Annotated in this window: 14 protein-coding genes; 7 read left to right on the forward strand and 7 right to left on the reverse strand. The window is 71.2% G+C overall.

What is annotated here, in order from left to right:
* Genes L3i22_RS38140 through L3i22_RS38160 form a run of 5 tightly spaced genes read left to right on the forward strand, consistent with a single transcriptional unit; the run spans position 1 to position 4,322 of the window.
* Entirely contained in the window at positions 1–975 is a 975-nt protein-coding gene (locus tag L3i22_RS38140; RefSeq protein ID WP_221330365.1) for a carbohydrate ABC transporter permease, read from the forward strand.
* Positions 975–1,841 (forward strand): carbohydrate ABC transporter permease, encoded by an 867-nt coding sequence (locus L3i22_RS38145; RefSeq protein WP_221322319.1) that lies wholly within the window; start codon positions 975–977, stop codon positions 1,839–1,841. Before L3i22_RS38140 ends, L3i22_RS38145 begins: the two co-directional genes overlap by 1 nt.
* 44 nt (positions 1,842–1,885) lie before the next feature.
* A complete protein-coding gene (locus tag L3i22_RS38150) occupies positions 1,886–2,500 on the forward strand; it encodes a hypothetical protein (RefSeq protein ID WP_255657485.1) in 615 nt (204 codons plus the stop codon).
* Between the two features lie 34 nt (positions 2,501–2,534).
* The gene (locus tag L3i22_RS38155) at positions 2,535–3,146 is read left to right on the forward strand and encodes a TetR family transcriptional regulator (RefSeq protein WP_221322320.1); all 612 of its coding nucleotides are present in this window, start codon (positions 2,535–2,537) and stop codon (positions 3,144–3,146) included.
* Between the two features lie 45 nt (positions 3,147–3,191).
* Positions 3,192–4,322: an alkane 1-monooxygenase gene (locus tag L3i22_RS38160; RefSeq protein ID WP_221322321.1), complete on the forward strand. Its 1,131-nt coding sequence runs from the start codon at positions 3,192–3,194 to the stop codon at positions 4,320–4,322.
* A gap of 148 nt (positions 4,323–4,470) precedes the next feature.
* Here the strand turns inward: L3i22_RS38160 and L3i22_RS38165 are convergent, their stop codons facing one another.
* The gene (locus tag L3i22_RS38165; protein ID WP_221322322.1) at positions 4,471–4,938 is read right to left on the reverse strand and encodes an Lrp/AsnC family transcriptional regulator; all 468 of its coding nucleotides are present in this window, start codon (positions 4,936–4,938) and stop codon (positions 4,471–4,473) included.
* 142 nt (positions 4,939–5,080) lie between these two features.
* Between L3i22_RS38165 and ald the strand changes: the two genes are divergently transcribed.
* Positions 5,081–6,199, forward strand: a complete 1,119-nt coding sequence (ald, locus tag L3i22_RS38170) for an alanine dehydrogenase (protein ID WP_221322323.1) — start codon at positions 5,081–5,083, stop codon at positions 6,197–6,199.
* Between the two features lie 154 nt (positions 6,200–6,353).
* Here ald and L3i22_RS38175 read toward each other — a convergent pair whose 3' ends face one another.
* The 6 genes from L3i22_RS38175 to L3i22_RS38205 form a co-directional block, all read right to left on the reverse strand.
* A complete protein-coding gene (locus L3i22_RS38175; RefSeq protein WP_221322324.1) occupies positions 6,354–6,908 on the reverse strand; it encodes a hypothetical protein in 555 nt (184 codons plus the stop codon).
* A gap of 392 nt (positions 6,909–7,300) precedes the next feature.
* Positions 7,301–7,486: a hypothetical protein gene (locus L3i22_RS38180; RefSeq protein WP_221322325.1), complete on the reverse strand. Its 186-nt coding sequence runs from the start codon at positions 7,484–7,486 to the stop codon at positions 7,301–7,303.
* 12 nt (positions 7,487–7,498) lie between these two features.
* Positions 7,499–8,410: a response regulator gene (locus L3i22_RS53975; protein WP_370644561.1), complete on the reverse strand. Its 912-nt coding sequence runs from the start codon at positions 8,408–8,410 to the stop codon at positions 7,499–7,501.
* A 25-nt stretch (positions 8,411–8,435) separates the two neighbouring features.
* A complete protein-coding gene (locus L3i22_RS38195; RefSeq protein WP_255657487.1) occupies positions 8,436–9,842 on the reverse strand; it encodes a sensor histidine kinase in 1,407 nt (468 codons plus the stop codon).
* Complete coding sequence (locus tag L3i22_RS38200; protein WP_221322326.1) at positions 9,839–10,513, reverse strand: hypothetical protein; 675 nt, start codon at positions 10,511–10,513, stop codon at positions 9,839–9,841. The genes L3i22_RS38195 and L3i22_RS38200 overlap by 4 nt, the downstream gene beginning before the upstream one ends.
* A gap of 338 nt (positions 10,514–10,851) precedes the next feature.
* Complete coding sequence (locus L3i22_RS38205) at positions 10,852–12,045, reverse strand: CdaR family transcriptional regulator (protein ID WP_221322327.1); 1,194 nt, start codon at positions 12,043–12,045, stop codon at positions 10,852–10,854.
* A 76-nt stretch (positions 12,046–12,121) separates the two neighbouring features.
* Here L3i22_RS38205 and L3i22_RS38210 point away from each other — a divergent pair, with 76 nt between their 5' ends.
* Positions 12,122–13,228, forward strand: coding sequence for a ferredoxin reductase (locus tag L3i22_RS38210; protein WP_221322328.1), 1,107 nt, complete (start codon positions 12,122–12,124; stop codon positions 13,226–13,228).
* The last annotated feature ends 27 nt before the right edge of the window (positions 13,229–13,255 follow it).

Raw genomic sequence — 13,255 nt, forward strand, 5'->3', positions numbered from 1 at the left:
GTGGCTGTCGGCACCCGGCCGACGTCGCACCGCCCGCAGTCCGGTCCCGCCGCTGTTCAGCGGCGGGGCCGGTCCGCCCGGGACCGCGGCGACGGTCGTGCCGGATACGTCTTCCTGACCCCCTGGCTGCTCGGACTGATGGCGGTCACCGCCATCCCGATGCTGATGTCGCTGTACCTGAGCTTCACCAACTACGACATCCTCACGCCCTGGTCCGATGTGGAGTGGATCGGGCTGAAGAACTACCAGCGGATGTTCACCGCCGACCCGGCCTACTGGCACGCGGTCAAGGTGACGCTGGTGTTCGCGTTCATCGCCACCCCGCTCAAGCTCGGCTCGGCGCTCGGCGTGGCGCTGCTGCTGAACCGCTCGTTCCGGGGCTCCGGCCTGTTCCGCGGGCTGTTCTACCTGCCGTCGCTGCTCGGCGGCAGCGTCGCGCTGGCGATGGTGTGGCACAGCCTGTTCGACCGGGGCGGCTCGGTGAACGCGGTGCTCGGCTGGTTCGGCATCGAGGGCAAGGCCTGGGTGAACGACCCGAGCACCGCGCTCGGCACGCTGATCCTGCTGGCCGTCTGGCAGTTCGGCGCCCCGATGGTGATCTTCCTGGCCGGCCTGAAGCAGGTGCCGAACGAGCTGTACGAGGCGGCCGAGGTGGACGGCGCGGGCAGTTTCCGCAAGTTCCTCAGCGTCACCCTGCCGATGCTGTCCCCGGTGATCTTCTTCAACCTGGTCCTCGAGACGATCCACGGCTTCCAGGGCTTCACCTCGGCGTTCGTCCTGTCCGGCGGTACCGGCGGGCCGGTCGACTCGACCCTGATGTACACGCTCTACCTCTACATCCGCGGCTTCGCGAACTACGAGATGGGCTACGCCTCGGCGATGGCCTGGGTCTTCCTGATCACGATCGGCCTGGTCACGGCGGTGCTGTTCCGCACCGGCCGGTTCTGGGTCCACTACTCGGACGGAGACGACTGATGGTCACCGTGGCCGCCGGCCGCAGGCCGTTCACCCCGCGCTCACTGGCCCGGCCGGTGGTGCTGCTGCTGCTCACCGCCCTGGTGCTGTATCCGCTGCTGTGGATGCTGGGCACCTCGTTCAAGGCGCCCGAGGAGATCCTGAACAACATCTCGGTGCTGCCGGAGAAGTGGACGCCGGAGAACTACCCGGACGGCTGGACGCATTTCGACGTGGCCTTCGGGCGCTACTTCCTGAACAGCTTCATGGTCGCGGCGCTCACCGTCGTCGCGAACTGCACGTCGTGCCTGCTCGCCGCGTACGCCTTCGCCCGGCTGCGGTTCCGGCTGCGCGGCTTCTGGTTCGCCATCATGATCGGGACGTTGCTGCTCCCCAGCCACGTGCTGATCGTGCCGCAGTTCGTGATGTTCCGTTCGTTCGGCTGGGTCGGCGGGCCGTGGCCGTACCTCCCGCTGATCGTGCCGCACCTGCTGGCCACCGACGCGTTCTTCGTCTTCCTGATGGTCCAGTTCATGCGCGGCATCCCCCGCGAGCTCGACGACGCCGCGAAGATCGACGGCTGCAGCCCGTACTCGATCTTCCGCTACGTGGTCCTGCCGCTCTCCCGCCCGGCCCTGGTCTCGACGGCGATCTTCTCCTTCATCTGGACCTGGAACGACTTCTTCCGCCAACTGGTCTACCTCTCCGACCTGTCGAAGTACACGGCGCCGGTCGCGCTGACGCTGTTCATCGACTCGACCGGACAGTCCGCGGTCGGCCCGATGTTCGCGATGTCCGTACTGTCGCTGGCCCCGGTCTTCCTGTTCTTCGTCGCCTTCCAGCGCCTGCTGGTCGAGGGCATCAACACCACCGGCCTGAAGGGCTGACCATGACCGGTCCAGGTCCGCTTTCCGCCAGGTCGCTTCGATCATTGGGTACGGCGGAAGCCTCCGGTCCCGTCTGGCCCGCGGAGGAGGCGCCGCCACCCCGGGCCGACTGGCGGGACCGGATGGCCCTCGCCACCGACCTGGCCCTGATCGGCATCGGCGCGACCATCCTGGCCCTCCCGCTGATCACCGCCCCGGCCGCGCTGGTCACCGCCTCGGCGGCGGTCCGGGGCCGGTACCTGGACGGGCGCCTCCCGTCCGGGCGCCTCCTGCTGCGGGTCTACCGCCGCGGAGTCCTCCCCGGGCTCCCGGTCCTGCTGGCCGCCGCCGCCCTGCTCCTGGACCTGGCCGCGGTCCGCGGCGGCTGGGTCCCCGGCGGCCCGCCGCTGCTGGCCCTGACCACCCTGGCCACGATCTGGTTCGCCGGCGTCGCGGCCCTGACCGTGGCCGCCCTGGGCCGCGACCCCGAACGGTCCTGGCGCGACGCCGCCCGCTGGTCCTGGAACCACCCCAAGTGCGTGGCGGCGCTGTCGGCCACCAACCTCATCGCGTTCTTCCTGGCCCTGGCCGTCCCGATCACGGTTCCCCTGGTGATCGGCTTCCACCTGTTCGCCACCCACATGCTCGCCGATCGCCTGGCCCCGCCCCGCCTTCGCTGAGCTCCGCCCCCGACTTCGCTAAGCTCTGCCCCCGATGGAATCCACCGCCACAAACCGGGAGACCGGCCGCGCCCGGCTCCGCGACGCCCTGATCGCCGCCGCCCGCGAGCTGACCGTCGCGCACGGGTGGAAGAACGTCGGCATGGCCCAGGTCGCGCGGGCCGCGGGCGTCAGCCGGCAGACCGTCTACAACGAGTTCGACGGCCGCGCCGGGCTGGCCGGGGCCCTGGTCCTGCGCGAGGTCGACCGGTTCGTCGCCGACGTCCGGACCGAGCTGTTCACCCGGGGCGCCGACGTCCACGCGGCCGCCCACGCCGCGATCCTGCACACCCTGCGGGAGGCCGCCGGCAACCCGCTCGTGCACGAGATCCTGGCCGGTCCCACCGCCCAGGCCGACGAGTTGCTCCCGTTCCTGACCACCCGCTCCGGCGCGGTGCTCACCACGGCCGGCGCGGTGATCGAGGAGTGGGCCGCGCAATTCGTCCCGGACGTCGAGCCGCCGGTGCTGGCGCAGGCCGCGGACGCCATCGTCCGCCTCACCATCAGCCACGTCATGCTCCCGCTCGCCTCGCCCGAGGAGTCCGCCACCGCCCTGGCCGACGTGTTCACCCGCCTCCTCAGCTTTACACCTCGACCGCCAATGTAAAGCAAAACTCTTGACACATCGACGCTCCATGTAAAGCATTCATCCATGGACGTCACCGCAGCTGTCTGGCGGGACCCGAAGCGACCGCTCTGGCCGCTCGCCCTCGCCGTGCCCGCCCTCCCGTTCGCCGCGCTCCTGCTCGCCACCGCCACCGGATCGTCCTGGTCCTGGTGGCTGACCCCGGTCTTCATCCTCGGCGTCATCCCGGCCATCGACGTGCTGATCGGCGACGACCACGCCAACCCGCCCGATGAGGCGGTCCCCGCCCTGCAGGCGTCCCCGTACTACCGCTGGATCACCTACCTCTTCCTGCCCGCGCAGTACGCCGCCCTGGTGATCACCTGCGTCGCGTGGCGCACCCACCCCGGCGCCGGCCTGGTCCTGACCGCCGGCCTGGTCAACGGCATCGCCATCAACACCGCCCACGAGCTGGGCCACAAGCGCGAGTCGGCGGAGCGCTGGCTGTCCCGGATCGCCCTGGCCCCGACCGGCTACGGGCACTTCTTCGTCGAACACAACCGGGGCCACCACGTCCGCGTCGCCACCCCCGAGGACCCGGCCAGCTCCCGCCTCGGCGAGTCGTTCTGGCGCTTCTGGCCCCGTACCGTCGCCGGCAGCCTGCGCTCGGCCTGGCACCTGGAGACATCGCGGCACCGGCTGCGCGGGCGCAGCCCGTGGCACCCCCGCAACGACGTCCTCACCTCGTGGGCGATGACCGTCGCGCTGTTCACCGCCCTGACCGTCGCGTTCGGCCCGGCCGTCCTGCCGTTCCTGGTGCTGCAGGCCGTGGTCGGCTTCACCGTCCTGGAGGCGGTCAACTACCTGGAGCACTACGGCCTGCTGCGGCAGCGCAACGCCGCCGGCCGCTACGAGAAGGTCGACCCCCGGCACAGCTGGAACAGCGACCGCCTCACCACCAACGTCTTCCTCTTCCAGCTGCAGCGCCACAGCGACCACCACGCCAACCCGCTGCGCCGCTACCAGACCCTGCGCAGCTTCGACGTCTCCCCGCAGCTGCCGGCCGGGTACGCCACGATGCTGCTGCTCGCCCTGGTCCCACCCCTGTGGCACCGGGTGATGGACAAGCGCGTCCTGTCCCACTACGGCGGCGACCGCACCCTGGCCAACACCCATCCGCCCGCGTCCAGTCCCCCGCGTTCGGGCGGGCATGCTTGACCACGTGCAAAAGCAAGCGCGAAGAGGTGCGGCCACTGAGCCGACATGTTGACTGGATCAACATTGACGACAAATCAAGTCACCACACATGTTGATACACATTGACCGTCAACATGTGCGGTGACCGTCGAGTGCAGAGCCGACGATGTCAGTTGCCGCGGCGGTGTTCGAAGATCAGGTAGGTCTCGGTGCCGGCGATGAGGCGCGTGCCGCTCAGCCGCTCGGTGATGACCGTGCGCAGGTCGTCGACGTCGGCCGCCTCGATGTGCAGCAGGAAGTCGTAGTTGCCGGAGACGAAGTAGACGTCGCGGACTGCGGGGATGCCGGCCAGCGACTCGGCGAACTTGCCGATCGCGTCGCGGGCGTCGGACCGGATCCGGACCGCGATCATCGCCTGGATCGGGCGGCCGATCCAGGCCGGATCGACATCGGCGTGAAAGCCGCGGATCGCGCCCAGCTCGCGTAACCGGCGAATCCGGGTCAAGCAGGTCGACGGCGCGATGCCGACGCGTTCGGCCAGCGCGTTGTTCGGCATCCGCCCGTCGGCGCGGAGCAGGCTCAGCAGCTCCAGATCGATGTGATCCAGGCCTCGAACATCCTTCGGCAGATCCGTCATGACACGCGGGTCCCGCGAAGAAAATGCGCTGTCGAGGTTACGAACAGAATCTTGTTCGCTCGCCTTGCCCACTCTCTGCACATCGTTTCACTCTAACGGCATAAGGCGTCATCCCCTCGGCGCCGAGCGAAAGGAAATCCCCATGCACATCGGTGTGCCGAAAGAGGTCAAGAACCACGAGTACCGGGTGGCCATCACGCCCGCCGGTGTGGTGGAGGCCGTGCGCCACGGGCACGAGGTTCTCGTGCAGACCGGCGCCGGGGTCGGCTCGGCGATCAGCGATGACGACTACGTGGCAGCCGGCGCGCGGATCCTGCCGGACGCCGACGCGGTGTGGGACGCGGCCGACATGATCCTCAAGGTCAAGGAGCCGATCGCCGAGGAGTACCACCGGCTGCGCGCCGGTCAGGTCCTCTTCACCTACCTGCACCTGGCCGCCGACGCCGAGGGCACCAAGGCGCTGATGCACAGCGGGACGACCGCGATCGCGTACGAGACGGTCCAGCTCGCCGACGGCTCCCTCCCCCTGCTCGCCCCGATGTCGGAGGTCGCCGGCCGGCTCGCCCCGCAGGTCGGCGCGTACAGCCTGATGCGCAACAGCGGCGGCCGCGGCGTCCTCCCCGGCGGCGTGCCCGGCGTGGCCCCGGCCAAGATCACCGTGATCGGCGGCGGCGTCTCCGGGGTGAACGCGGCGACCATCGCGCTCGGCCTCGGCGCCGAGGTGACCGTTCTTGATCTGAGCATCCCGCGGCTGCGGCAGATCGACGCCCAGTTCGGCGGCCGGATCCGGACGCTGGTCTCCAGCTCCTACGCGATCGAGCAGTCGGTGCTCGAGGCCGACATGGTGATCGGCGCCGTGCTGGTCCCCGGCGCGAAGGCCCCGACCCTGGTCAGCAACGAGCTGGTCAAGCGGATGAAGCCGGGCTCGGTGCTCGTCGACATCGCGATCGACCAGGGCGGCTGCTTCGAGGACTCGCACCCGACCACCCACCAGGACCCGGTCTACCAGGTGCACGACTCGGTCTTCTACTGCGTGGCGAACATGCCCGGCGCGGTCCCGAACACCTCGACGTACGCCTTGACGAACGCGACCCTGCCGTACGTCCTGCGCCTCGCCGACCTGGGCTGGAAGGACGCGCTGCGGGCCGACCCGGCGCTCGCGCTCGGCCTGAACGTGCACGCCGGAAACCTCACCAACGACCTGGTCGGTTCAGCGCTCGGCCTCCCGACCGAGTCCGTCAGCTCGGTCCTCGCGGCCTGATCCCGGCCCTCCCCGCGCGCCCTCCGTCATCGCGATCGCGACGGAGGGCGCGCCCCTTTCCGATCACCGGATCACAAGGCAGTCGGCAACCGTCGTGGCCTGCCGCCCGATGCGGGTCAACGCGCCGGAGCGGAGGGCGCGCGCCCCTTTCCGATCACCGGATCACAAGGCAGTCAGCAACCGTCGTGGCCTGCCGCCCGATGCGGGTGAACGCGCCGGAGCGGTACTCGTACCGGTAGGTGAGCTTCAGATCCGGGCACGACTGCTGGCCCTTCGCGCTCGTCCCGTAGGTCTTGACGGTGACGACCTTCCCGCTCACGCTCAGCGACTGGAACCACGGCAGGTCGTCGGAGCCGACGTCCTTGAGAATCGTGCCGATCCGCTTCGGCTTCTCACCGGTGGTCCCGTCGAAGACCTCGACGGTGCTCGGCCAGTAGGACGTGCTCGCCTGGCAGGTCCGCGCGACCAGGGCATCCTTGACGCCGTCGCCGGTCAGGTCGGCGAACTCGAGCCGCTGCACCTCGGTGGCCTGGCCGCCGTTCGGGCACTTCTGGAGCGCACCGAACCAGTTCCCGCCGTCCCCGGGGTCGCTGGTCCTCACCGGGGTCACCGCGGTCGGCTTCACCCCGCCGGTCGCCGTGGGCCGCGCGGTGCCGGTCGCGGTCGCCGTGGGCTCCGCCGCACCGGTGGCCGTGGGCTCCCCGGTCACCGCACCGGATCCCGCCACCGTGGCCGCCCCCGAGGGCCCCGCCACCGGCGCCGCCGCCTCGGAACAGCCCCCGGCCAGAAAACCAACCGCGGCTACGCCGCAAAAGACAATTGCAGTTTTCGTACGCATCAGAGCAGTCCCCGTGACCTCAGTGGCGCCCGTCCATCGCGGCCCGCCTGCCGAGAACACTAGAAACGATCAGCGCACCCCACGTCACACGTTCGTGCCACGAGGCCACCACCCGCAGTCGTCCACATGACAGTCCCGCCCACCGGAGCGAGCCGAACCGGCCGGCCAGCTGCCGCCCGCCCGCCCACTCGCTCGCCCACTCGCCCGCCCACTCGCTCGCCCGCCCACTCGCCCGCCCGCCCACTCGCCAGAATCGGAGCGCGTCAGCCCGCCGCGTAGCGAAGCACCTGCTCGTCCTCGTTCAACGCGGAGCTCGGCCGCCCCTGCGCACTGCGCGTCTCGGCCAGCTCGACCATCTCGTCAGGCCGCACCCGAGGCGGCAGATGCCCGAACCGCTCCACCCGGGAAAGCTCCGCCTCTTCGTCGGTCATCCGCAGCTCATCACCCATCCACCAATCCTGTCACCAGCGCGACTCGTGCACCAGAATCGCGATCTGCACCCGGTTGGCGCAGCCCAGCTTCTCCAGCAGCCGGGACACGTGCGCCTTCACGGTGTCCACACTCATGTGCAGCTCAACGCTGATCTCCGCATTGGACCTCCCGGTAGCCACCGCATCAGCAACCTCCCGTTCCCGCTCACCCAGCCGCGCCAGAGCCACCCGAGCCCGCCCCGCCGCACTGTCCGCCGCGCCGTCCCGACCCAGCCCACGGCTTCCCTCCGCCGCACCGCTCCGCCCCAGCCCCCGCGCTCCGTCCCCCGCACCGCCTCGGCCCAACCCCGGTGCCCCGGCCGTCGCACCGCCCCGACGCAACCCCGATGCCCCGGCCGTCGCACCGCCTCGGCCGAACCCCGGCGCCCCGTCCACAGAGCTGCCCCGGCCCAACCCCGATGCCCCGTCCGCGGAGCCGGGCCCCGGCGGCGACAGGTCCCCCGCCTCCCGGCCGACCGCATACCCGATCAGCCGCGGCACCACCGACGGCGCGAGGATCGACTCGCCGGCCGCCGCCCGCCGGACCGCGTCCAGAATCGACTCCGGCGCGATGTCCTTGAGCAGAAACCCGTTCGCCCCGAGCCGGAGCGCCCCGAGCAGATGCTCATCGGTGTCGAACGTGGTCAGCACGATCACGGCCGGCTCCGCCCCCTCCCGCCGGATCTCCCGGGTGGCGGCCAGCCCGTCCATCCGCGGCATCCGGATGTCCATCAGCACCACGTCGGGCCGCAGCCGCCGCGTCATCTCGACCGCTTCCGCCCCGTCCCCGGCCTCCCCGACGATCTGCAGGTCCTTCCCGGCCCCGAGTACCAGCGACAGCCCCACCCGAACCAGCGGATCATCGTCCACGACGAGCACCCGAATCACCCCGCCCACGGCCATCCCCCTCCCGAACCGCGACACCGGATCACGAAACCGGCCATGGCAGCCACGCCTCCAGCCGAAAACTCAAAACCCCCGCCGCGTCGCCGTGAATGCCGTGCCGAAAGCGCCCACCGGCCAGCTCCACCCGTTCCGCGAGACCGACCAGTCCAGCCCCGGCCCCGGGCAGCACGGGACCCGAGCAGCCGGCCTCCGGCCCAGCGCCGGCCCCGGGCAGCACGGTGGCCGAGCGGCCGGTGTCCAACCCAGCTCCACCCGATCCACCCGATCCACCCGCGCCACCCGATCCACCCGCGCCACCCGTTGCACCCGCGCCACCCGATCCACCCGTTGCACCCGCGCCACCCGCGCCACCCGTTGCACCCGCGCCACCCGATCCACCCGTTGCACCCGCGCCACCCGCTCCACCTGCGGTGGCCGGCGAGCGCGTCAGCGGGTTCGCGACCAGGACGTGCATCATGTCGTCGCTGGTCCGGGCCAGGGTGACGCGAACCGTCGTACCCGAAGCGTGTTTTCCGGCATTTGTCAGACCCTCCTGGACCAGGCGATAGACCGTGCGCCCGAACGCCGCCCCCGGCGCCACCTCACCGATGTCCGCGGCGAACTCCACCGGCACGCCGGCCGCCCGCGCATCCGCGATCAGCTCGTCCAGGTGCTTGAGGTCGGGCTGTGGGCGCAGCGACTCCCCCTCGTCCGCCCGCAGCACGCCGAGGATCTCCCGCAGATCCTCCAGGGCCTGGTGAGCGCTGTCCCGGATGGTCGTCGCCGCCTTGGCCACGTCCGCCGGGGTCAGGTCCGGACGGATCACCAGGGCGCCGGCGTGCAGGCTGACCATGGAGATCCGGTGGGCGAGAGCGTCGTGCATCTCCCGCGCGATCCGCTCCCGCTCGAGGGCCCGCAGCCGCTCGGCGCGGATCTGCGCCTCCTCCTCGGCCCGGGCCGCCCGCTCGCGCAGCACGCCGACCAGGTCGCGGCGGGCCCGCATGGCGACGGCGATGGCGACGGTCGCGGTCAGGAACGCCAGGGTGAAGACGAACTCCAGCGGCGGCGCCAGCTCCGGGTCGGGCCGGATCAGGCTGTAGACGACGCCCGCCAGCAGGTGCAGCACCAGCAGCACCCCGATCACCCGGCCGCGCCGCCGGGTGATCAACGTGTAGAGCGCGATCAGCCCGGCGAGGCCGGCGAAGTCGGTCACCGCGGAGATCGGCACGAGCAGCGCGGCGATCGCGACCGGATGACGCCGCCGCCACCAGAGCGACAGCGACGCCACGAACGCGAGCACCAGGCTGAAGAACGTCGCGTCGCCGCTGATCCGCCCACTGGACTCGGCCGAGGACGCGATCACCATCGCGGTGAACCCGGACGCCCCGATCGCCGCCAGGTCGAACACCCGATCCGCGGACGCCGCCATGGCCCGTTCCAGCCGCTTCATGACCGGACCAGCGGGCGCCAGAACTGCTTCTCCCCCTCGTCGCGCACCGCATAGCCCAGCTTCTCCAGGGTGGCCCGCAGCTCGATAGCCTCCGTCGCGGCCTTCTTCCGCAGCGCGACGGCGCGGGCGGACAGCACCGCGTCGGCGGCCGGCGGAAGGCTCTCGGCGCCGGACTCCCAGGGGTGATAGAGATCCGCATAGGGGTCCGCGTCGCGCCACGGATAGCCGAAGGCCCGGAACGTCTCGGCCAGCCGCGCCCGCCGCGCCCGCGGGTGGCAGCGCACCACCTGGCGGGACTCACGGTCCAGCGCGATCAGGGCGTCCCCGTCCGGATAGAGGCCGGTGATCTCGGACCGGGGCACGCCGGTGCCGCCGAACCGAGCCTCGCCGAGCCCGACCGTGACCGTGACCAGCCGCTCGTGGAGCGCCGCCGTCGCGAACAGCCCCACGATCACCAGGATGGCCGCCTGGATGCCCAGCTCCCACGGCGAGTCGATGGCCCCGGCCACCCGGACGACCGGCCGGAACGGCAGCGGGACGGGCAGGCCGAGCGCCCAGCGCGCGGTCCTCGGCAGCACCACCGCGAGCAGCAAGCCGAGCGCCGCCGGCCCGAACGTGATCAACACGCGGTCCGGTGGCGAGAAGCCGAGCTCGGCGGTCTCCCTGGTCATGCCCCCGACGCTAGCCCGCGCGCCGCCGCCTGCCACCGGCCGAAAGTAGGGGCTCGCGAACTTTGGTCTATCGAAGTCCCGCTATCACACCCGGCCCGGATCCGGGGGTTGTCCACAGCGGCGCTCTGTCCACAGGCCATCCGCATGATCTTGGCCGTTGCCGGGAGAATGGGTGGCGAGGCGGTCAGCCCCCTGGTGGGCGGGGTCTGCGATCACACCCGCGAGCCGGCGACCACGACCCGACACCCCTGACAGACCAGGCCCGCGATCAGGCGCGCGGCCCGACGCCCCAGCAAACCGCCCCCGCGATCACCCTCACCGCCCAGCACCCACCACCCCTACGCCTCCACCACCGGCACCGCCAACGCAATCGTCAAAGCCAAAACCCACTGCGGATCCTTCAACCTCTCCCCATACAACTCCCGCAACCGAGCCATCCGATACCGCACCGTCTGCGGATGCACGAACAACTCCGCCGCCACATCCTCCCGCCGCCCGTGATGCAGCAACCAGCTCCGCAACGTCTCCACCAGCTTCGCGGCCGCCGCCCCCCGCTCCCCCGCGAGCGGCGCCAGCGCCCGGTCCCGAAGGTCGGCCAGCGCCCCGGGGTCAGCCGTGACGACCAGCTCGGCAAGGTGTTCCTCGGTGTCCACCACCACCCCCCGCCCGGGCGTGTGCAGCTGGTGCACCCGCACCGCCCGTTCCACCGAGCCTTGCGCCCGCAGCCACGGCCGGGCCGGCCCGATGACCGCGTTGTGCCCGGTCAGGAGCCGGATGAGGTGCGGCCGGGAGGTGCCCTGCGGGTCGGGCACCAGCAGTACCGCGGTGCCGGGCAGGTCGGGCAGCGCGCCGGCCAGCGGCAGGGTCCGCGGGTCGAGCAGGTCGATCAGTGATCGGGAGGAGCGTTCCGGCAGCAGGACCGCGGTGAGGGTCTGCGGTGGCGGCCATTCGGCGCGTTCGGCGGCGGCCTGCAGCACGTGTGCGGGTTCCCCGGCGACCAGGGCCTGGGCGAGTTGTTGCAGGTGCCGGAGCCGGATCCGGCCGGTGGTGGCGAGTTCGTCGGCGTGCCCGGCGACGCTGGCCGCGGAGAGTTCGTCGATGTACGCGAAGACCAGCTCGGCGAAGTCGGCGATGGTCCCGGCCGGCGTGCCGGAGCGGACGCTGATCGCGGCGAGTTCGCGCCAGGCGACGCGGGCGCCGACCCGGTACGCCGAGAGCAGCGCGTCCAGGCTCCGCCCGGAGCGGGCCTCACCGCGGCCCAGCGCGTACGCCCCTTCCAGCGCGGACGCGAGCGGTGTGCCGGGGTCCCCGCCGGGGCGGGCGACCAGGTTGAGGAAGGTGCCGAGGGCGGCCTGCACCGCCCGTTCGATCTTGTGCCCGAGCACCCCGGAGAAGGCGTCGGCGTACGCCGGCACCTCCATCGTGATCGCCGCGAGGGTCTGCACGGCGACCTCGGGCAGCCCGTGTCGCAATGGGTTGACGACCTCAGCCGGCAACCGGTACGACCGAACGTCGCGCAGCGGCTCGATCACACATTCTCCCTCGCGTTAGGTCCGACTCTTGTCCCCAGCGAACAATTATGCTGCCCCGGATTCACTTCCCCTGGTCATGCTTTCGTTCGCCCGACCCAGCAGGCTTGGTCAGGTGCCTGTTACACAGACGTTGCGCAACGGTGCTTGGCGAGTCGTCGAGTTGATCACCACTCCGGTGGTGCCGACCGACTACCTCGACGTGATCGCTCCCCTGCGCAATCCGAACGTACTGCGCGCCCGGGTCGAGGCGGTTCACCGGGAGACCGCGAATGCGGTCACCCTCGAGCTGCGGCCGGGCCGCGGCTGGCGTCCGCACGAGCCCGGGCAGTACGTCCGGCTCGGCGTCGACGTCGACGGCATCCGGCTGTGGCGCTCCTACTCGGTGAGCAGTGCCGCGGGCCACCCGTCCGGGCGGATCAACGTGACCGTCAACGCCGTACGGGATGGGCTTGTCAGCTCTTATCTCTTGAAGCATGCCCGCCGCGGCATGGTGGTGAACCTCGACCTGCCGGCCGGCGATTTCGTCGTGCCGCGTCAGCGGCCGGCGAAGAGCCTGTTCGTCACCGCCGGCAGCGGCATCACGCCGGTGATGGGCATCCTGCGCAGCCTGGTCCACGAGCTGAGCGACGTCACCGTGGTGCACTCGGCCCGCGTCAGCGAGGACGTGGTGTTCGGCGCTGACCTGCGCACTCTCGCCGAGCAGGGGAAGATTACCCTGATCGAGCGGCTGACCGGCGCCGACGGGCGGCTGAAGCCGGCCGACCTGGACGTGCTGGTCCCGGACCTGTTCGAGCGGGAGACGTGGGCCTGCGGCCCGGGCGAGATGCTGGACGCGATGGCCGAGCACTGGGCCGAGGCCGAGGCCTCCGAGCGGCTGCACGTCGAGCGGTTCCGGTCGACCGTGCTGATCGCCGGCGAGGGCGGCACCGTGACGTTCGAGAAGTCCGGCACCGTGGTCGAGACGCCCGGCGGTGTCTCGATCCTGGATGCCGGTGAGGCCGCCGGGCAGCTCATGCCGTCCGGCTGCCGGATGGGCATCTGCTACTCGTGCGTGCTGCCGATGCGCGAGGGCATCGTCCGCGACATGCGCGACGGCACCGTCACCACCGCCGTGGAAGGCGACAACGTGCTTGTCCAGACGTGCATCTCGGCCGCCGCCGGGCCGTGCCACCTGGACGCCTGAGCTACCCCCTCCAAGATCACGACCCCC

It is taken from the genome of Actinoplanes sp. L3-i22, assembly GCF_019704555.1.
Lineage (GTDB): Bacteria > Actinomycetota > Actinomycetes > Mycobacteriales > Micromonosporaceae > Actinoplanes.

Coding starts and splice junctions, on each gene's coding strand:
- L3i22_RS53975 (WP_370644561.1), bottom strand. CDS start 8,410: ATGGCCGTGGGCGGGGTGATTCGGGTGCTCGTCGTGGACGATGATCCG.
- L3i22_RS38165 (WP_221322322.1), bottom strand. CDS start 4,938: ATGACGGATCTGCCGAAGGATGTTCGAGGCCTGGATCACATCGATCTG.
- L3i22_RS38160 (WP_221322321.1), top strand. CDS start 3,192: ATGGACGTCACCGCAGCTGTCTGGCGGGACCCGAAGCGACCGCTCTGG.
- ald (WP_221322323.1), top strand. CDS start 5,081: ATGCACATCGGTGTGCCGAAAGAGGTCAAGAACCACGAGTACCGGGTG.
- L3i22_RS38155 (WP_221322320.1), top strand. CDS start 2,535: ATGGAATCCACCGCCACAAACCGGGAGACCGGCCGCGCCCGGCTCCGC.
- L3i22_RS38180 (WP_221322325.1), bottom strand. CDS start 7,486: ATGGGTGATGAGCTGCGGATGACCGACGAAGAGGCGGAGCTTTCCCGG.
- L3i22_RS38200 (WP_221322326.1), bottom strand. CDS start 10,513: ATGACCAGGGAGACCGCCGAGCTCGGCTTCTCGCCACCGGACCGCGTG.
- L3i22_RS38145 (WP_221322319.1), top strand. CDS start 975: ATGGTCACCGTGGCCGCCGGCCGCAGGCCGTTCACCCCGCGCTCACTG.
- L3i22_RS38195 (WP_255657487.1), bottom strand. CDS start 9,842: ATGAAGCGGCTGGAACGGGCCATGGCGGCGTCCGCGGATCGGGTGTTC.
- L3i22_RS38210 (WP_221322328.1), top strand. CDS start 12,122: ATGCTTTCGTTCGCCCGACCCAGCAGGCTTGGTCAGGTGCCTGTTACA.